The 20,396-nt window shown below is 67.8% G+C and carries 11 protein-coding genes; 6 read left to right on the forward strand and 5 right to left on the reverse strand.

Translation table 11 applies throughout. The features are described 5' to 3' along the window. Nucleotides 1–144 precede the first annotated feature (144 nt). From ACPEH1_RS07745 to ACPEH1_RS07755, 3 genes are all read left to right on the forward strand, one after another. Nucleotides 145–1,176 (forward strand): LacI family DNA-binding transcriptional regulator, encoded by a 1,032-nt coding sequence (locus ACPEH1_RS07745; RefSeq protein WP_136006119.1) that lies wholly within the window; start codon nucleotides 145–147, stop codon nucleotides 1,174–1,176. A 96-nt stretch (nucleotides 1,177–1,272) separates the two neighbouring features. Next, the gene (locus tag ACPEH1_RS07750; protein ID WP_136006117.1) at nucleotides 1,273–2,166 is read left to right on the forward strand and encodes an ABC transporter ATP-binding protein; all 894 of its coding nucleotides are present in this window, start codon (nucleotides 1,273–1,275) and stop codon (nucleotides 2,164–2,166) included. Between the two features lie 13 nt (nucleotides 2,167–2,179). Continuing rightward, nucleotides 2,180–5,758: an ABC transporter permease/M1 family aminopeptidase gene (locus tag ACPEH1_RS07755; RefSeq protein ID WP_312710576.1), complete on the forward strand. Its 3,579-nt coding sequence runs from the start codon at nucleotides 2,180–2,182 to the stop codon at nucleotides 5,756–5,758. Between the two features lie 78 nt (nucleotides 5,759–5,836). On the opposite strand, the gene ACPEH1_RS07760 is transcribed toward ACPEH1_RS07755, so the two are convergent. The 4 genes from ACPEH1_RS07760 to ACPEH1_RS07775 are packed head-to-tail and all read right to left on the reverse strand — an operon-like array spanning nucleotide 5,837 to nucleotide 11,700. Further along, nucleotides 5,837–6,217, reverse strand: a complete 381-nt coding sequence (locus ACPEH1_RS07760) for an SseB family protein (protein WP_166472717.1) — start codon at nucleotides 6,215–6,217, stop codon at nucleotides 5,837–5,839. 52 nt (nucleotides 6,218–6,269) lie between these two features. Beyond that, a complete protein-coding gene (locus tag ACPEH1_RS07765) occupies nucleotides 6,270–7,991 on the reverse strand; it encodes an alpha-amylase family glycosyl hydrolase (RefSeq protein WP_423715574.1) in 1,722 nt (573 codons plus the stop codon). Further along, the gene (locus tag ACPEH1_RS07770; RefSeq protein ID WP_136006111.1) at nucleotides 7,991–9,478 is read right to left on the reverse strand and encodes an MFS transporter; all 1,488 of its coding nucleotides are present in this window, start codon (nucleotides 9,476–9,478) and stop codon (nucleotides 7,991–7,993) included. Before ACPEH1_RS07770 ends, ACPEH1_RS07765 begins: the two co-directional genes overlap by 1 nt. Beyond that, nucleotides 9,475–11,700, reverse strand: coding sequence for a Six-hairpin glycosidase-like protein (locus ACPEH1_RS07775; protein WP_423715576.1), 2,226 nt, complete (start codon nucleotides 11,698–11,700; stop codon nucleotides 9,475–9,477). Before ACPEH1_RS07775 ends, ACPEH1_RS07770 begins: the two co-directional genes overlap by 4 nt. A gap of 249 nt (nucleotides 11,701–11,949) precedes the next feature. Here ACPEH1_RS07775 and ACPEH1_RS07780 point away from each other — a divergent pair, with 249 nt between their 5' ends. Continuing rightward, nucleotides 11,950–14,016 (forward strand): glycoside hydrolase family 97 protein, encoded by a 2,067-nt coding sequence (locus ACPEH1_RS07780; RefSeq protein WP_423715577.1) that lies wholly within the window; start codon nucleotides 11,950–11,952, stop codon nucleotides 14,014–14,016. Nucleotides 14,017–14,262: 246 nt separating this feature from the next. Further along, nucleotides 14,263–17,022, forward strand: a complete 2,760-nt coding sequence (locus ACPEH1_RS07785; protein ID WP_017356712.1) for a TonB-dependent receptor — start codon at nucleotides 14,263–14,265, stop codon at nucleotides 17,020–17,022. Nucleotides 17,023–17,556: 534 nt separating this feature from the next. Here ACPEH1_RS07785 and ACPEH1_RS07790 read toward each other — a convergent pair. Continuing rightward, nucleotides 17,557–19,170, reverse strand: a complete 1,614-nt coding sequence (locus ACPEH1_RS07790; protein WP_166472711.1) for an alpha-glucosidase — start codon at nucleotides 19,168–19,170, stop codon at nucleotides 17,557–17,559. A gap of 191 nt (nucleotides 19,171–19,361) precedes the next feature. Between ACPEH1_RS07790 and ACPEH1_RS07795 the strand changes: the two genes are divergently transcribed. Then, nucleotides 19,362–20,360 (forward strand): polyprenyl synthetase family protein, encoded by a 999-nt coding sequence (locus ACPEH1_RS07795; protein WP_017356714.1) that lies wholly within the window; start codon nucleotides 19,362–19,364, stop codon nucleotides 20,358–20,360. The last annotated feature ends 36 nt before the right edge of the window (nucleotides 20,361–20,396 follow it).

A 20,396-nucleotide genomic window follows, 5' to 3' on the forward strand; every position in this document is an offset into this window, starting at 1 on the left:
GCGGCAAGGGCCACGGCGGTTCAGGCTGGCGCCGCCGGCCCCTGCCCTGCCGGCCTGTCCGGCCAGGGCTGGCGGGCGGCCGGGGCAGGCCAGGACCGGTCGCACATGGCATCATGCAGGTCGTCGTTCCCGCCGTACCCCGCAATGACCATCCGAGGCAAAGCCACTTCCCTGGACATCGCCCACCTGGCCGGGGTGTCGCAGCCGACCGTGTCGCGCGCCCTGCGCGGCAGCCCGATGGTCAACCCGGAAACCCGCGAGCGTATCCTGCGCATCGCCCGGGAGCTGAACTACAAGGTCGACAAGAACGCCTCCAGCCTGCGCCTGCGCAATGCCGGCACGCTGGCGCTGCTGTTCTTCGAGGACCCCACCAACGACGACTCGCTGATCAACCCGTTCTTCCACGCCATGCTCGGCTCGATCACCCGCGCCTGCGCGCTGCGTGGCTACGACCTGCTGGTGTCGTTCCAGCAGCTGTCCACCGACTGGCAGGCCGATTACGAAGACAGCAACAAGGCCGACGGCATCATCCTGCTCGGCTACGGCGACTACCACGAGTCGCGCGAGCGCCTGCAGCGGCTGGTCGAGCAAGGCACCCACTTCGTGCGCTGGGGTGCCGCCCTGCCCGACCAGCCCGGGCTGTCGATCGGCAGCGACAACTTCCAGGGCGGCTTCGACATCACCGCCCACCTGCTCGACCAGGGCTGCCGGCGCATCGCCTTCATCGGCCATGCCTCCAGCCACTACCCGGAGTTCGAGGAACGTTATCGCGGCCACGTGGCGGCGATGGCCGCGCGCGGGGTGGCTGCCGAGCCGGCGCTGCAGCATGACGCGATCACCACCGAGCAGGACGGCTTCGATGCGTGCCAGGCACTGCTGGCGCGCGGCGAAGCGCTGGACGGGATCTTCGCCGCCAGCGACCTGATCGCCATCGGAGCGATGCGCGCCCTGCGCGAGCACGGCCTGCGCGTGCCGCAGGACGTGGCGCTGGCCGGGTTCGACGATATTCCGCTGGCCGCATCGGTCTCGCCCACGCTCACCACCGTGCAGCAGGACACCAAGCAGGCCGGCCAGCTGCTGGTGGAGAAGCTGCTGGCGCTGATCAACGGCGAGGCGGTGGACGGCCAGACCATCGCGGTGAAGCAGGTGCTGCGGGAATCCTCGCGGCGCGGCTGAGGCGGGCCCGGCGGCGGCCATGACTTACGGCGGATGCAGCGCCGCCCGTTTCCCCGGATAAGTCGATCTTCAACACAGGGAAAGGTGTCCGCCCCCATGCTGCAGATCCGCTCGCTGTCCAAGACCTACGCCAATGGCGTGCACGCGCTCGACGCGGTCACCCTGGATATTCCCCGTGGCATGTTCGGGCTGCTCGGCCCCAACGGCGCCGGCAAGTCCTCGCTGATGCGGACCCTGTCCACCCTGCAGGAAGCCGACAGCGGCAGCGTAACGCTGGAAATCCCCGGCGAGGCCCCCATCGACGTGCTGCGCGACAAGGATGCCGTGCGTCGCCGGCTGGGCTATCTGCCGCAGGATTTCGGCGTATACCCCAAGGTCAGCGCGCTGGATCTGCTGGAGCACTTCGCCGTGCTCAAGGGCATCACCCACAAGGGCCAGCGCCGCGAGGTGGTGGACGGTCTGCTGCAGCAGGTGAACCTGTGGGACGCGCGCAAGCGCAAGCTGGGCACCTACTCCGGCGGCATGCGCCAGCGCTTCGGTATCGCCCAGGCGCTGCTCGGCGACCCGCGCCTGGTGATCGTCGATGAGCCCACCGCCGGCCTGGACCCGGAAGAGCGCAACCGCTTCCTCAACCTGCTGGCGGCCATCGGCGAGAACGTAGCGGTGATCCTGTCCACCCACATCGTGGAGGACGTGACCGACCTGTGCCCGACGATGGCGATCATGAACAAGGGCCAGGTGCTGCTGACCGGCAAACCCAGCGATGCGATCGATGCCCTGCAGCACCAGGTGTGGCGCAAGCAGGTCGATCCGTCCGCGCTGGCCGGTTACGAGGCCAACCATGTGGTGCTGTCCACGCGCCTGGTCGGGGGCCGGCCGGTGATCCATGTGCACAGTGCCAGCGATCCGGGCGATGGATTCCAGGCGGTCGCGCCCGATCTCGAGGATGTGTATTTCCAGCGACTGCGCCTGCAGTCGCGGGCCGCCTGACCGGAGCGCGCCCATGATCACAGCCTTCTTCCGCTTCGAGCTGCGCGAGCAGCTCCGTTCCCCCCTGCTGTGGCTGCTCTCGGCGCTGTTCGCGGCGCTGGCCTTTGCCGCGGCGTCCTCCGATGCGGTGCAGATCGGCGGGGGCATCGGCAATGTCCACAGCAACGCCCCGACGGTGATCGCCACCTTCATGGGCGGGTTCACCATGCTGGGAATGCTGGTGTCCACCCTGTTCGTGAGCAACGCGCTGCTGCGCGATTTCGACCTGGGCACCGCCGAACTGATCTTCGCCAGCCCGATCAAGCGCCGCGACTACCTCACCGGCCGCATCCTGGCGGCGCTGTTCGCCGGACTGCTGTTCTACCTGGTCATCGCGCTGGGCATGTTCCTGGCCCCCTTCATGCCCTGGGTGGACCCGGAGCGGATGGGCGCAGTCTCGCTGCGCGCGTATGCGTGGACCTTCGCCGTCGTCGTCATTCCCAACCTGATCTTCACCACGGCGCTGCTGTCGCTGCTGGCTGCACTGACCCGCTCGATCCTGTGGGTCTACATCGGCCTGATCGGCTACTTCGTGCTGTATGGGGTGAGCGCCTCGCTGCTGCGCGACATCGACAACACCTGGGTCGCCACCCTGTCCGAGCCGCTGGGCATGCGTGCGCTGTCGCGGACGATCCGCTACTGGGCCGCGGAACAACGCAACACCCAGCTGCCTGAACTGGCGGGCTATCTGCTGGCCAACCGCGCCGTGTGGCTGGCGGCCGCACTGGCGATGTTCGCCGCGACCTTCGCCCTGTTCCGCACCGAGCGCAGCGGCAGCGGCCGCCGTCGCTGGGGCCGCAAGGTGGCGCCGCCGGTTGCGTCGGGCGTGCGCCCGGCCGATGTGGTGGTGCCGCGCATCCACCCGACCTTCGGCGCGGCCACCGGCTGGCGCCAGTTTCTGCGCCAGGTCCGTTTCGATACCGCCGGGGTGCTGCGCAGCGTGCCGTTCCTGGTGCTGCTGGTGCTGGGCATGGCCAACTTCATCCCCAACGCGATGTCCCAGCAGTCGCTGTATGGCACGCCGATCTACCCGGTCACCGCCGAGATGCTCGGGTCACTGCAGGGCGCCTACAGCTGGCTGCTGGTGATCATCGTGCTGTTCTACGCCGGGGAACTGGTGTGGAAGGAGCGCGGCGCGCGCCTCAACGAGGTCAACGACGCCATGCCGGTGCCCAACTGGGTACCGCTGCTGGCCAAGTTCACCGTGCTGGTGGCTGTGATCGCCTGCTTCCAGGCCATCGGCGCGGTGGTGTCGATGCTGATCCAGCTGGCGCAGGGCTATACGCGGCTGGAACCGCTGCTGTACCTGCAGACCCTGGCGCTGGACGCGGTGTTCTACGTGCTGATGGGCGGCATGGCGCTGGTGCTGCAGGTACTGACCAACAACAAGTTCATCGGCTATGCGCTGCTGATCGTAGTGATGATCGGCCAGATCGCGCTGGGCCTGCTGGACTACACCCAGAACCTGTACAACTTCGGCGCCTGGCCGAACGCGCCCTATTCGGACATGAACGGCTTCGGCCACTTCCTGGCCGGACAACTGGCCTTCCAGGGCTATTGGGCGCTGCTGCTGGCGGCGCTGCTGTGCCTGGCCTCGGCCTTCTGGGTGCGTGGCGTCGGCATGGGCCTGCGCCAGCGGCTGGCACTGGCCGGCCGCCGTCTGCGCGGCCCCGCCGGTGCGGGGATGGCAACGGCCCTGCTCGCCTTCGTGGCGGTCGGTGGGTGGCTGTATTGGAGCACCAACATCCGCAACCCGTTCATGTCGCCCGACCAGGAGCGCGACCTGCAGGTACGCTACGAACGCGAACTGTCCAAATACCGCAACCTGCCGCAGCCGCGCATCGTCGCGGTGGACAACCGGGTCGACCTGCATCCGGAAACCCAGACCCTCACCATCGACGCGGACTGGACGGTGCGCAACACCCACGCCACACCGATCACCGATGTGCACGTGGGCATGAGCGATGACCGCCAGCTGGTCGCGGTGGACCTGGGCGGGCAGACCCTGGGCTTTCACGATGTGGATCTGGGCTACCGCATCTACCGGCTGAGCACGCCCCTGCAGCCAGGCGAGGAACGACGCTTCAGGTTCCGCGTGGAGCAGCGCCCCAAGGGCATCACCGCCGGGCAGGCTCCGACCAACGTGGTGGACAACGGCAGCTTCTTCAACAGCCAGATGCTGCCTCAGTTCGGCTACAACGAGCGCGTGCAGCTCACCGACCGCAACGAACGGCGCAAGCGCGGGCTGGGCGAACCGACCCGCATGCCCAAGCTGGAAGACGAGGCCGCGCGCGCGAACACGTACATCACCGACGACGCCGACTGGCTGCAGTTCCGCACGACCATCTGCACCGCGCCGGACCAGATCGCACTGGCGCCCGGCTATCTGCAGGAGGAGACCACGGTGGATGGGCGGCGTTGCTTCCGCTACGCAATGGACCGGCCGATGCTCAACTTCTACGCGTACCTGTCGGCACGCTGGGAGGTCAAGCGGGGCCGCTACAGGGACATTCCGATCGAGGTCTATTACGACCCGCGCCATGCCTACAACGTGGACCGCATGATCGAGGCGGTACAGAAGTCGATGGCCTACTACGAGGCCAACTTCACTCCGTACCAGCACCGCCAGGTACGCATCATCGAGTTCCCCGGTTACCAGAGTTTTGCGCAGTCCTTTGCCAACACCATCCCTTATTCCGAGTCGATCGGCTTCATTGCCGACCTGCGCGACCCGGACGATGTGGACTACGTGTTCTACGTGACTGCCCATGAGATCGCACATCAATGGTGGGCGCACCAGGTGATCGGCGCCAACGTGCAGGGCGCCACGGTGCTGTCCGAGTCGCTGTCGCAGTACTCGGCATTGATGGTGATGGAGAAGGAGTACGGTCGCCAGCACATGCGCCAGTTCCTGAAGACCGAGCTGGACCGCTACCTGTCCGGCCGCGGCGGTGAACGCATCGAGGAGCTGCCGCTGGAGCGGGTGGAAAACCAGCAGTACATCCACTACCAGAAGGGCTCGCTGGTGTTCTACCGCCTGCGCGAGGAGATCGGCGAGGAGGCCTTGAACCGTGCGCTCAAGCGTTTCCTGCAGGACAAGGGCTTCCAGCAGCCGCCGTACACCACCTCGCGCGAGCTGCTGGGCTACATCCGTGCCGAAACCCCGGCCGATCGCCAGCAGCTGGTCACCGACCTGTTCGAGAAGATCAGCTTCTACGACAACCGGTTGCTGTCGGCCACCGCGCGCAAGCGTCCGGATGGACGCTACGACGTCACCCTGGCGCTGCACGCCGAGAAGCGGTACGCCGACGGCAGGGGCAAGGAGACGGCCGGGAACATGGACGACTGGATCGAGGTCGGTGTGTTCGCCAACGCCCCGTCGGGCAAGGAACGCGACCAGAAGGTACTGTACCTGCAGCGGCACCACATCACCGACGCTACGCCGACCCTGACCGTCACCGTGGACCAGAAACCCGACGAAGCCGGCTTCGACCCGTACAACAAGCTGATCGACCGCGTCAGCAACGACAACCGTCGCAACGTCACCCCGTAGCGCCGGGCTCTGCCCGGCAACCACGTACAGCACGAACGGAACGGGGACGGCCGACCCACGGTCGGCGTTCCCTGTGCGTCAGCCGAAATCCTTCAGGATTTCGCCGATGCCCTGCGGCGACAGTTCGAAGCCCAGCGCGGTGCCCGGGTTGACGACCACGCCGTAGCCACCGGGCACGCGGCGCAGGACCTCGATCATCAGCATGCGGATCGTGTGCGGCGCCTGCTGGTTGTGGACCCCCACGCGCGACGGATCGGTGAACACCGCCACGTGCAGGACGCCCTGCTTGTCGAACAGCAGGGGATCGAAGCCGCTGCCGTCCGGGGTGACCAGGCTGCCGGTCTGCAGCACCACCTCGGCGGCCACGAAGGCCTTCATGAACAGACCGATCGGGAGCTGACCGTCCATTGCGGATCTGAGCAGGGTTTCGATCGGGGTCTGCGGGGGAAGATCGGTCATGGCGGGGCGGGCGGTGCGGGGGCGCCCATTGTACCTGCGGGCGCCGCGCGGCTTAACGGGCCAGCCGGCGGGTTCTGGCCTGCTGGTCATCGACCGCCCGCTGCAGCTCGACCTCCAGCGCCTTCTGGGCAACCGGCGCATCGAGCACGAACACCCGTACACCATGCGCGGGAACCTCGGCCTTCAACGTCGCCCCCACCTCGATGGTGCCCTGCCCCAGCGCATCGCGCCACGTGCCGGGCTGCAGGTAGCGGCGCACCTCGATGCGGCGCGCGGCATCGCCCTTGTTGAGCAGTACCAGCGCCGTCTGGGCAACATCGCCGTGCTGCAGCACACGGTAGAACACGGCTTCGTCGCCCTGCAGACGTTCGTTGACCTGCAGGCCACGCTGCAGCGCCGGGGTTGTCTGGCGCAGGCGGGCGATACGCTGCAGCGGCCCGAAAATCGGACTCTGCGGCGCGGCGTCCACCCGTGCCTGGCCGAAGTACGCACGGTTGCCGGCGTGTTCGGCGCGGCTGCGCATGAAGCCGGTTTCCGAACCGTAGTACAGCACCGGGATGCCGCGCGCGGTGAACAGCCAGTTGTGCGCGTCGATGAAGCCGTTGTCGGTGGCATCCAGCCGCGCCATGTCGTGGTTGTCGTAGAAGCTCATCAGCGCATACGGGTTCGCGTACGGGCCGCCGAGCAGGTGCAGCGGTTCGGCCAGCGCCTGGAAGCCCTTCTGCTCCTTGCCGAATACCGACGACATCGCCCCGCGCAGCGGGAAGTCCAGCACGCTGACATTGGCGTTGGCAGGCCAGGTGTGCTCGGCAATCCTGCCGGCGTCGTAGTCGAAGGCCTCGCCGAACATGAACATGCCCGGGTGCTCGGCGCGGATGCGGTTGACGAACGCATGCCACCAGGGGTGCGGCAGCCAGCCGATGGTGTCGATGCGCAGCGCGTCCACGCCCTGCGCGGCCCACTGCAGGTAGGCACCCACCAGATAGTCCATCACGGCCGGATTGTGCTGGTTGAAGTCACCCAGCTCGGCCAGGTTGCCGTCGAAGATCGAGCCGTCCTTGCCGTCGACGGGGCCAACGGTGTTGTAGAACCTGTGCAGCGGGACGTGCGCCGGATCGAGCTGCGGCGGCAACAGGTTCTGGTGGTCGGCGATGAGGGTGCCGTCCTTGTCGAAGATCTGGCCGAACTGCGGCTGCTTCACCGGCATCGTCCAGGCCGGGGAGCCGTGGTTGGCGACGATGTCCAGCACCACCTTCAGGTCGGCGTCGTGCAGGCCGCGGGTGAGCCCGGCGAAGTCCAGGTCCTTGCTGGGCAGGTGCTCATCGACTCTGTAGAAGTTGACACCCCAGTACCCGTGGTAGCCGGTCTTGCCGCGGTCGGTGAGCGTGCTGGTGCAGCTGATCGGCTTGCTGCCGGTGAAGGCCTCGTCCGGGTTGTCGACGATGGGGGTGATCCACACCGCGCCGAAGCCGAGGTTGCGGATGTACGCCGCGTTGTCGAGCACGCCCTTGAAATCACCGCCCAGGTAGCCGATGTTGCCGTCCACCTTGTCCGCGCACGGCACGGGAATGTCGAAGGTGCGATGCTTGCCCCCCTGGTCGCGGTGGTCATTGGACGGGTCGCCGTTGACGAACCGGTCGGTGACCACGAAATACACCGCGTCGCCGGCGAAGGGCTCCAGCGTGCCCACGTACTCCGGGCGGCTGCCCGCCCACGCGGCGTTGCTCAGCAGCGCCAGCGTCAGGCCCAGCGACAAGGGGGAATACGCACGCATCAGACAACCTCCTGGTGGGCCGGCACCCGCAGTACGCACAGCCCGGCAATGAACAGACTCACCCCGCCCAGCACCAGCACGTGCATCGGCTCGCCGCCGAGCCACACGCGCAGGGTGAAGCCGAGCGCGGCAGCCGCGACCAGCTGGGGAATGACGATGAAGAAATTGAACAGGCCCATGTAGATGCCCATCTTGGCGGCCGGTACGCTGTCGGACAGCAATGCATAGGGCAGCGACAGGATCGACGCCCAGGCAAAGCCGACGCCGACCATCGACAGCAGCAGCCAGCGCGGATCATCGATCAGCATCAGCGAAATGAGCCCCAGCCCGCCCAGCCACAGGTTGACCAGGTGGCTCCAGCGCAGGCCCATCCAGCGGACCATCACCGGAATCAACAGGGCGGCCAGTGCCGCAAAGCCGTTGTAGGCGCCGAACAGCACGCCCACCCAGTTGGCGCCTTCGTTGTAGGCGGCCGTGGCCGGATCGCTGGAGCCGAAGTGGGTACCGGCCACGGCGGCGGTGGTGTAGATCCACATCGCGAACAGCGCGAACCAGGAGAAGAACTGCACCCACGCCAGCCGCCGCATGGTGCGCGGCATGGCGCGCAGGTCGTCGACGATGACAGCCAGCATGTGCCGTCCGGGAACCACCCGCGCCACGCCCAGCAGCAGGCCGTAGGCCGCGCACAACCCGGCCAGCACGTAGAGCATCTTGTCGCCGTCACGCCACGCGATGGCCATCGCCAGCGCGACGCCGAGTGCGATCCACGCGCCGATCCGGCTCCACGCCGGCGGACCGGTCAACGGCGCGCTCTGCTGCGCGGCAGGCGGTTCGGCGTCGTCGAAGCCGGCCAGTTCCTGCGGCGAATACTCGCGGGTGCTGAACACCGTCCACGCGATGGACGCCAGCAGCACCGCGGCGCCGAAGTAGAACGCGTAGCGCACGGTCGGCGGCACCTCGCCGGCAGCGGCGGTGTTGGCCACGCCGAAGTGGGCCAGGATGAACGGCAGGAAGCTGGCGATGATGGCACCGACGCCGATGAAGAAGCTCTGCATCGCATAGCCGGTGGGGCGCTGTCGCGGCGAGAGCTTGTCGCCGACGAAGGCGCGGAACGGCTCCATCGAGATGTTGATGGAGGCATCCAGCACCCACAGCGTACCGGCCGCGATCCACAAGGTGGGCGAGTTCGGCATCACCAGCAGCGCCAGCGTGGTGAACACCGCGCCGATCATGAAGTACGGGCGGCGGCGGCCCCAGCGCGTCCAGGTGCGGTCGGACAGGTAGCCGATGATCGGCTGCACCAGCAGGCCGGTCAGCGGCGCGGCGATCCACAGCCCGGGCACGGCATCCATCGGTGCGCCCAGCGTTTCAAAGATGCGGCTGGCGTTCGCGTTCTGCAGCGCGAAACCGAACTGGATGCCGAGGAAGCCGAAGCACATGTTCCAGATCTGCCAGAACGACAGCGTTGGCTTGGCGGTGCGGCTCATCGCACGACCTCCGCGTCGCCCGCAATCGGCGCGATCAGCAGTGCGCTGACGGTGGCCGCGTTGAGCATGCCATCGCGCCCGCCCTTGCCGCCGTTGTACTGGGCGAAGTGCTCCAGCGCGCTCATGTTGAAGCCCTGCGCCAGACTGAACCGGCATCGCCCCCTGGGGAGGTCGAACTCGGCGGCGGTGGACTCCTGCGCGCCAACGCTGTGCGGCATCGCCAGCGTGGCGCGCTGCCCCGGCTGGCCCGCGCACTGCACCTCGAGCTGCTTCACTGCCGCGGTGACGCCGGTGTTGATCGGGCCGTTGGGGTTGTCGTAGCGCAGCCGTACCCGCACGCGCGTCGGCGCGGGGGCGGTCCAGGTCCATGCGGCCGCACCGGCCAGACGCTGCTGCGGACCCACGCAGGTGGTCGGGCTGTGCAGCGATTCCAGGGCACCTTCGCGCCGGGTGAGGCTGAGGCAGTGCTGATGGCCGTTGTCGGTGAGGGTATGCGTGGTGCCGCCCACCGGCATGCCGTCCTGCCATAGCTGGTGATGGGCAGGAACCACGACCGTCCAGGTCTTGCCCCGCTTCTGCGGCCGGGGGGCGGCCGGCGTGGCGGGGGCGAAGGCGCTGGGGTCCGCCTGGTCGGGGCGGAACGCGGACGCGCGCGGCGTGTCTCCTGCCGATGCTGCCGCCGGCGGGTCGGCGAGCGGTTCGAGCTGTACGGTCACGGTGTTGCCCTTGCGCACGATTTTCTTCGCCACCAGCAGCGCGCCGTCCAGTGTGCGCGGACGCTTGAGAACGTAGCGGGTGGTGCCGTCGTCGAGTTCGATGCTGCTACGCGCGCCGAACAGTTGGGGCACCAGGGCGACGGGCAGCTTGGGGGCCACCGTGCCGTCGGCCTCCACGCCGAACACGCCTTCCAGCACCATCGAGAGGTAGCCGGCCACCGACCACAGCTGGCGCGGCGAGTTGACCACCGGGCCGCTCAGCGCGCCTTCGTCCACATGCACGGCCAGGCGGCGCATCTCGTAGTTTTCCATGTTCGATCCGGCCAGCGCGCTGCCGCGCATCAGCGACTCGATCTCCAGCCGGATGCGCGCGGCATCGTCGACGCGGCGTGCGGCGCGCAGCGAATAGGCGCTCACGAACGGCCACACAGCGCGGTTGTGATAGATCGGCTGCTGCGCTTCCTGCGGCCAGACCACCGGGCTGCCGCCCTCCACCACCGGGTAGTTGGCCAGCGCCCGGCGTGCACGGTCGGCCGGGAACACATCGGCCAGTACGCCCAGCGACATCCCCAGCAGGTCGTACTTGGCGTAGGGCACCGGGTGCGCGGCCTCGCCGATGTAGCTCATGTACATCCCGGCGTCCTCGCGCCAGAAGCGCGCGTCGATCTGCCGGGCCAGCGCGTCGGCCCAGGCGGCGTACGTCACGGCGCGTTCGTCGCCCACCTCGCGCGCCATTTTCTCGGCCAGGCGCAACGCCTGATAGTGCAGCACGTTGGTGGACAGCGCGAAGGAATCCCCGATGAAACGGACATCCTCGCGGGTCCAGTCCGGGTAGGTCTGTTCGCGCCAGTCCAGGAATGAGGTTTCACCGCGGTACAGCCCCACGCGCGCATCGAACACCATCGCGCGGTCCTGCGCCAGCGTGGCCTGCAGTGCCTCCCAGGTCTGGCTGGCGAACGGGGTACTGTCGAGCAGGCCGCGCGCGGCCAGGAACCAGACCACCCGGTCGCTGCTGATCGGCCAACTGCCGCCGGAGCCGGTGTCCTGGGCCACGAACAGACCCGGGGTATGCCCGTCGCGGGCGGCGGAGAGTTTGAACTGCAGGGACTGCCGGGTGCGCACCGGATCCAGCCGCGACAGCGCCAGGTCGGCGGCGAAGCTCACATCACGCGTCCATACGTAGGGCCAGCGCTCGCCGGTCTGGAAGCAGGCGCAGGGCACCGGGTTGCCCTGGTTGAAGGCGGGGTCGCGGATCGCCTCGACGCGGTCGGCCGCAAGCTCCTGCTGCGCCAGCGCGAACAGCGCATCGAACATCACGCTGCCGGTCTGGCTGCGCATCGGCTGGGCACCAATGGCGACCACGGTCTGCCCGCTGGACAGGCGGAATCCGCCGTCGGCAGCCACATCCGCGCGCGCCGTGCGGCCATCAAACGTCAGGTCGGCCGCCGCAGCGGTCGACATCGTCGCCGCCCCAAGGGCCGCGGTCAGGCAGATCATCTTCAGCATCGAAGCGGCGGACCGGCTTGCGCCCGTCGGCCTCCCTCCCTCTTTGCACGCGTTGTGGTTCCCCCGCTCCGGCTGCCCGGCCCGGGGGTCGCGGCCCCCTCCCAGGGTGCCTGTCCTCATGGTAGACGGCACGCCACGGCGCGCGCCTGCCTGCATACGTATTCATGCCGATGCAGCGCACCGGCCGGCCGGGACGCGGGAATCGCGTGGCTATAGTCCAGCCTGGTTCCGGCCACCTTGGGAGGGGAAATGCCGACGAAACTGCTTTCACCGCGCGGCATGAACGCGCACGTCTACCGGCTGGGTGCGCTGCTGGCGCTGCTGGTGGCCACCGCGGCCGCCTGGGCTGCGCCGGTCACTGTGGCCAGCGTGGAATCACCCGGGAAGGTGCTGCGCGTGTCGCTGCAGCTCGATGGCGGCATGCCGACCTACCGGGTGGAGCGCCTGGGCGAGACGGTGGTGGCCGAGTCCCGGCTCGGTTTCCAGCTGCGTGACGGACGGCTGGACCGCGACCTGTCCCTGCTCGGCCAGAGCACGCGCAGTGCCGACGGGCAATGGGAACAGCCGTGGGGCGAACGTCGCTTCGTGCGCGACCACTACAACGAAGTGACCGTGCAGCTGGGCGAACGCAGCGGCGCCCGGCGTCGCATCGATCTGGTGTTCCGCGTCTACGACGACGGTCTTGGCTTCCGCTACCGCTTCCCGGAGCAGGCAGGCATGCGCGAGGCGATCATCGACGAGGAACTGACCGAGTTCGTCATCGCCTCCGAATCAACCGCGTGGTGGATCCCGGCCGGTGAGCCGATCCACTATGAGTACCTGTACCAGCGCACGCCGCTGGAGCAGGTGCCGGTGGTGCATACGCCGATCACCCTGCGCAGCCGCGACGGCCTGCACGTGGCGATCCACGAAGCGGCGCTGGTGGATTACGCCGGCATGTGGCTGCGCCGTACCGAAGGCCAACGCCTGCGCGCCCAGCTGTCGCCGTCGGCCGAGGGATGGAAGGTGCGCCGCACCCTGCCCTTCGATACGCCGTGGCGCACCCTGCAGATCAGCGACCGGGCCGGCGGGCTGGTCGAGTCCGACCTGATCCTCAACCTCAACGAACCCAATGTGCTGGGCGATGTGAGCTGGGTGAAGCCGTCCAAGTACCTGGGCGTGTGGTGGTCGATGCACCTGGACAACGAAAGCTGGGCCACCGGCCCGAAGCACGCGGCCACCACCGCCAAGACCCGCAAGGTGATCGACTTCGCCGCCGCACACGGATTCCGCGGCGTGCTCGTGGAAGGCTGGAATCCCGGCTGGGACGGCAACTGGGTGGGCAACGGCTACGACTTCGACTTCACCCGCCCCACCGCCGATTTCGACATCGAGGCGCTGGCCGCCTATGGCGCGAAGAAGGGCGTGCACCTGATCGGCCACCACGAGACCGGCTGCGCGATCGAGCATTATGAAGACCAGCTCGGTGCCGCGCTGGACCTGTATGCGCGGCTCGGCGTGGATGCGTTCAAAAGTGGCTACGTCTGCGATGACGGCCAGGTGGACCGGCGCAATCCGGCCGGCGGCCCGCTCTGGCGTGAGTGGCACGACGGCCAGTTCATGGCCCGCCACCACCTGAAGGTGGTGCAGGAAGCGGCAAAACGACACATCGCGGTGAACCCGCACGAGCCGATCAAGGACACCGGCCTGCGCCGCACCTATCCCAACTGGGTGTCCCGCGAGGGCGCGCGTGGCATGGAGTACAACGCCTGGGGCCAGCCTCCCAATCCGCCCGAACACGAAGTCAACCTGGTGTTCACCCGGATGCTGTCCGGGCCGATGGATTACACCCCCGGCATCCTCAGCCTGAAGGGGCGCGGCGGTCAGGCCATCCCCAGCACGCTCGCACGGCAGATCGCGCTGTACGTGGCGATCTACAGCCCGATCCAGATGGCGGCCGACCTGCCCGAGCACTACGAACAGCATCGCGAGGCGTTCCGCTTCATCGAAGATGTGGCCGTGGACTGGGACGACAGCCGTGTGCTGAACGGCGAGGTTGGGGACTACGTCACCCTGGTGCGCAAGGACCGTCACAGCCGCGACTGGTACCTGGGCAGCATCACCGACGAGCACGGCCGCGTGCTGCCGGTGTCGCTGGGGTTCCTGGAACCGGACGTGCGCTACCGCGCCGAGATCTACCGCGATGGCGAGCGCGCCGATTACCGCAGCAATCCGTTCGCGTTCGAGCGCGAAACACGCGAAGTGACCAGCGCCGATACGTTGAGCATCGTTCTCGCGCCGGGCGGTGGCCAGGCCATTCGTTTCACGCCGTTGTGAACGACAACCGCGGCAGCGCGCACCACGCCTGACCGGGCGTGCCGGCCGCTTGCCCGGCACGCCCCTTCATGACGCATCTGTAATCGCTTACAGCCGCTGAAATTCCATTGAATACGTATGCAGGGTGATTCCCGCAGCGGATGCCCTGCCTACCATAGCCACGCAGTCAACGGCCACCGCGCCGCGACGCTCCCGGGTCCTCCGGGCAAACACAAATCGATTGGCAACATTGCCTGGGAGGGGAAAATGTTGAACCGCAAGCGCAGCGCGCTGAGTCTCGCGCTGGCCGTCGCCCTGACGCCGTTGATGGCATCGGCGCAGACCGCCGAAACGGACACCACCACACCGAAGACCGCGACCTCGGCCACCAACCTGGACACCGTGCAGGTCACGGGCATCCGCCGCGGCATCGAGAACGCGATCGCGATCAAGCAGGACGCCACCTCGGTGGTCGAAGCGATCTCGGCCGAGGACATCGGCAAGCTGCCCGACGTGAGCATCGCCGAATCGCTTGGCCGCCTGCCCGGCCTGGCGGCCCAGCGTGTGGCCGGTCGCGCCCAGGTGATCAGCGTGCGCGGCCTGTCCCCGGACTTCGCCACCACCCTGCTCAACGGACGTGAGGTGGTCAGCACCGGCGACAACCGCAGCGTCGAGTTCGATCAGTACCCCTCGGAACTGGTCAATGGCGTGGTGGTCTACAAGACCCCCGATGCGGCGCTGGTCGGCCAGGGTCTGTCGGGCACCATCGATATGCAGACCGTGCGCCCGCTGAGCTTTGCCGACCGCGTGATCGCCATCAGCGGCCGCTACCAGAAGAGCTCGCTCGGCAAGGCCGCCAACGTGGATGCGTTCGGCAACCGCTTCAGCGCCAGCTACATCGACCAGTTCATGGACAACACCCTGGGCCTGTCGATCGGCTATGCGCACAGCGACAATCCGATCCAGGAAAACCAGGTCGGCCTGTACGAGCCGTGGACCACCGAGCATACCGACAACGGCAACCGCCCCGGCCTGGCCCCGGGCACCGCGTTCTCCGACGGCATCAAGGCGCTGCGCCGTACCGGCAACAACAAGCGTGACGGCTACATGGCCACCGTGCAGTTCCGTCCGTCCAACACCTGGACCAGCACGCTCGACGCCTTCCACACCGAAGCCGAGCAGATCGATACCGCCAACCAGTTCGAGCTCAACCTCAGCAACTACAACGGCGGCTACACCCCGGGCCTGCTGATCACCAACCCGCAGGTGAACGCCGACGGCACCTTCACCGGTGGCACTGCCACCGGCGTGTACCCGCTGGTGCGCGGTATGTACAACCAGCGCAAGGACAAGATCGACGCGTTCGGCTGGAACAACGAGTTGAACTTCGACGGCATCAAGGTGGTTGCCGACGTCAACTACTCCAAGGCCACGCGCGACGAGCTGAATCTGGAAAACAACCTGCAGCTCACCCCGATGCCGCAGCTGGATTCGGTGGGCGTGGTGGTGAACCCGAACGGCTTCTCGCAGATCCGCCCGGGCCTGGACTATTCCAACCCCGACGCGTTGTTCCTGACCAACACCATCTATGGCTCCGGCTACGGCAAGGTGCCGCAGGTGGAAGACCGGCTGAAGGGCGCGCGCCTGCAGGCCACCTTCGCCATGCCCGAGGCGCTGGACTGGTTCTCCGACCTGGACGTTGGCGTGAACTACGCCGACCGCCGCAAGGAAAAGACCCAGGCCGAAGGCAACATCCTGCTCGGCGCACAGGGTGATGCGAACATCGAACGCGACCTGCAGTACGCGCCGGTCAACCTGGGCTTTGCCGGGCTGGGCTATATTCCGGCCTGGAACGTACCGGGCGCCGTCTCGCGCTACATGACGTTCAATCCGGTCACCAATCTGGACTACCTGATTCCCAAGTCGTGGGTGGTGCAGGAGAAGACCACCACGGCGTGGCTGCGCGCCAACCTCAACACCGACATCGGCGAGGTGGGCGTGCGCGGCAACATCGGTGTGCAGATGATCCGCACCGACCAGAGCTCGCAGTCCAACTACTTCGACCGCTCGCGCCCGGCCGGCCAGGAAGTGCTGCCGATCGACGCCGGCAAGACCTACACCGACTGGCTGCCGAGCTTGAACCTGGTCTTCATGTTCCCGCACCAGCAGACGCTGCGCTTCGCCGCCGCCAAGCAGGTCGCGCGCCCGCGTGTGGACCAGATGCGCGCCGGCCTGGAGTTCGGTGTGGATACCGCCACCGGCAAGCCCGGCGGCAGCGGCGGCAACCCCCTGCTCGACCCGTGGCGCGCCAACGCGATCGACCTGTCCTACGAGAAGTACTTTGGCGAGAAGGCCTACGTGGCCGCGGCTGTCTTCTTCAAGGATCTGAAGAGCTACGTCTACACCCAGTCGGTGGATGACTACGACTTCAGCGACCTGCTGGCCAGCTACGTGATTCCGCCGGGCATGAGCGCCCCGCTGCTGACCACCGGCACCTTCTCCGCACCGCAGAACGGCCAGGGCGGCAAGCTGAAGGGCCTGGAGCTGACCGCCTCGTTCCCGCTCGAGATGCTCTCCGACAGCCTGCGCGGCTTCGGCATCCAGGCCGCTGCCACCTTCAACGACAGCGACATCAAGATCCTCGACCCGGAAAGCGCGTCCAGCGTCGGCAGCGATCCGATCAGCCTGCCGGGCCTGTCCGAACGCGTGTACAACTTCACCGCGTACTTCGAGCGCAATGGGTTCGAGGCCCGCATCAGCCAGCGGCGGCGCTCGGACTTCATCGGCGAGATCGGCAACTTCAACGGCAACCGCACCCTGCGTTACGTGGTGGGCGAGAACGTGACCGATGCGCAGGTGAGCTATACCTTCGCCGACAGCAGCAGCCTGCACGGGCTGACCCTGCTCCTGCAGGGAAGCAACCTGACCAACGAGCCGTACCGCACCTATGCCGGCACCAAGGACAAACCGCTGGAGTACGTCGAGTGGGGCCGGACGTACATGCTGGGTGTGAACTACAGGTTCTGATTCCCGCGCAGCAACGTTGACGAGAACCCGCTGCCTGGCAGCGGGTTTTCTGTTTTCGGCGAACGCGGAATCTTCGCAACCCCGCCAGACAGCGCCGAGCCCTCGGCTGTCGCACCGTAGAGCCGGGCTCTGCCCGGCTGCCGCGCGATGCGCGGGATTTTTGGCGCCGGGGCGAAGGGCAGCCGGGCAGAGCCCGGCTCTACAGGCGACGCGCGGGATGTTCGATGCCGGGGCGAAGGGCAGCCGGGCAGAGCTCGGCGCTACAGGCGACGCGCGGGATGTTCGATGCCGGGGCCAAGGGCAGCCGGGCAGAGCCCGGCTCTACGGGCGACGCGCGGGATGTTCGATGCCGGCACGAAGGGCAGCCGGGCAGAGCCCGGCTCTACGGGCGACGCGCGGGATGCTCGATGCCGGGGCGAAGGGCAGCCGGGCAGAGCCCGGCGCTACGGGGATGTCGGGGTTGTCGCTGCCTGCCGGGCCAAAAAAAGGGCGGGGCACGTGGCCCCGCCCTCTCAATACCACCGGAAAAACGTGTCAGTCCCTGCGCGCGCAATACATCGACTGTGCCGGCAATGTCAGCTCGCCCGCCGCTGCGGTTCCCACGTCCGGCCCCGGCACGTGCAGCGGCTGCCACTGGCCCGCCGGCAGCGCCACGCGCACCGTGTCGGCCGACAGGTTGAACGCCAGCAGCAGCGTCTCGCCGGCATGGCGACGCTCGAACATCAGCACCGGCTCGGCCGTCTCCAGGAACGCGATGTCACCCACCAGCAGGGTCGGCATGGTCCGCCGCCACGCCAGGAACTGGCGGAATGCGTTGAGCACCGACTGTGGATCGTGGCTCTGCACGGCTACCGCCGCCGCCTGATGCTCGGCCGGAATCGGCAGCCACGGCGTGCCGGTGGTGAAACCGGCCAGTGGCGCGTCGATCCACGGCATCGGCGTGCGGCAGCCGTCGCGCCCCTTGAAGTTCGGCCAGAAGGTGATGCCGTACGGGTCCTGCAGCGCCTCGAACGGGACGTCGGCCTCGCCAAGCCCCAACTCTTCGCCCTGGTACAGGCAGATCGAGCCACGCAGCGAGCACAGCAGCGCCACCAGCAGGCGCGCCAGCCGCGGCTGCGCCGGATGCCCGCCCCAGCGGGTCACCGCACGCTCCACATCGTGATTGGAGATCGCCCAGCACGGCCAGCCCTCGGTCATGGTCGCTTCCAGCCGCGACACGGTGTCGCGGATGTAACCGGCGCTGAAATCCTTCACCAGCAGCTCGAAGCTGTAGCCCATGTGCAGGCGGCCAGGCGCGGTGTACTCGGCGGTGGTGGCCAGCGAATCCTCGGCGGAAATCTCGCCCAGACTCACCGTCCCCGGGTACTCGTCGAGCAGGCCGCGCAGGCGCTCGATGAAGCCCAGGTTCTCCGGCTGCGTGTTGTTGTAGTAGTGGTACTGGTAGGCGTACGGATTGTCCGCGCTGAAGCCCCGGCCCACCCGCTGCTCCAGCGGCTTGGCCGGGTTGTCGCGCAGCTGCGCGTCATGGAAGCAGAAATTGATCGAGTCCAGGCGGAACCCGTCCACGCCGCGGTCCAGCCAGAACCGCACATAGTCCAGCGTGGCCTGCTGCACGGCCGGATTGTGGAAATCCAGGTCCGGCTGGTCGGCCAGGAAGTTGTGCAGGAAATACTGCTCCCGGCGCGGCTCCCACTGCCAGGCCACGCCGCCGAAAATCGACATCCAGTTGTTGGGCGGGGTGCCGTCCTCGCGCGGGTCGGCCCACACGTACCAGTCCGCCTTGGGGTTGGTGCGGTCCTGGCGGCTCTCGCGGAACCAGGCATGCTCGATCGAGGTGTGGCTGAACACCTGGTCGATCATCACCTTCAGGCCCAGCGCATGCGCCTTGGCCAGCAGGCGGTCGAAGTCGGCCAGGGTGCCGAACAGCGGGTCCACATCGCGGTGATCGGCGATGTCGTAGCCGAAGTCGGCCATCGGCGAGGTGAAGAACGGGGAGATCCAGATCGCGTCCACGCCCAGCGCGGCCACGTAGTCCAACCGGTCGATGATGCCGGGCAGGTCGCCCACCCCGTCGCCGTTGGCATCGAGGAAGCTGCGCGGGTAGATCTGATAGATGACGGCGCCGCGCCACCAGGGAATCTGCAACATTGAGGGCCCCCTCCGGGCTTCCAGGGCACCCGATCCGGGGGCCAGAACATACCCGCCAAGCTTAGCGGCGGCCCTGCCGGGATGGCGCTGCATGCATACGTATTCACGCCTGCGGCCGCCCCGGGCGGTCTTCGCGGGCGGAAGACGGCCGCAACGCCTATAATTCGCTGTACGCCTGAAAGTCAGACCGCATGACCATCACCGAAGACACCCGCCCCGCGCTGGGCCTGCCCCAGATCCAGTCGCTTGCCGCGCCCGACATGGCCGCCGTCGATGCCCTGATTCGCCGCCGACTGTCTTCGGATGTCGTCCTGATCAACCAGATCGCCGACCACATCATCTCCGCCGGCGGCAAGCGCCTGCGCCCGATGCTGGTCATGCTGGCCGGCCACGCGGTCGGCCAGGCCGGGCCGGAGCACCACCAGCTGGCAGCGATCATCGAGTTCATCCACACCTCGACCCTGCTGCACGACGACGTGGTGGACGAGTCCAGCCTGCGCCGTGGTCGCAGCACCGCCAACGCCCTGTGGGGCAATGCGCCGAGCGTGCTGGTGGGCGATTTCCTGTACTCGCGCAGCTTCCAGCTGATGGTCGAGTTGGACCGCATGCCGGTCATGCGGATTCTGGCCGACACCACCAACCGCATCGCCGAGGGCGAGGTGCTGCAGCTGCTGCACGTCCACAATCCGGACACCGACGAGGCGGCCTACCTGCGCGTGATCGAGCGCAAGACCGCGGTGCTGTTCGCCGCCGGCACCCGTCTGGGCGCGCTGGCCAGCGGCGTGGACGAGGTCACCCAGCAGGCGCTGTACGACTACGGCATGCACCTGGGCTACGCCTTCCAGATTGCCGACGATGTGCTGGACTACTCGGCCAACGCCGACGAACTGGGCAAGAACCTGGGCGACGACCTTGCCGAGGGCAAGGCGACCCTGCCGCTGATCCACGCGATGGCACATTCGGATGCGACCACCCGCGAGCGCCTGCGCGAGATCGTGCAGAACGGCGATGCCGAGGCGATGCCGGAGGTACTGGCCGCCATCCACGCCACCGGCGGGCTGGACTACAGCCGCCGTCGGGCCGAGGAATATGCCGACGCCGCCGAGCGCGCGCTCGACGCCCTGGCCGACAACGATGCCGTCGCCGCCCTGCGCGGTCTGGCGCGCTACGCGGTGCAGCGCTCGCATTGAGGCAAGGTGGGCCGACCGCGGGTCGGCTGCACCGCG

Origin of the sequence: Stenotrophomonas sp. NPDC077421 (assembly GCF_049545505.1) — a bacterium.
GTDB classification, from domain to species: domain Bacteria; phylum Pseudomonadota; class Gammaproteobacteria; order Xanthomonadales; family Xanthomonadaceae; genus Stenotrophomonas; species Stenotrophomonas nematodicola.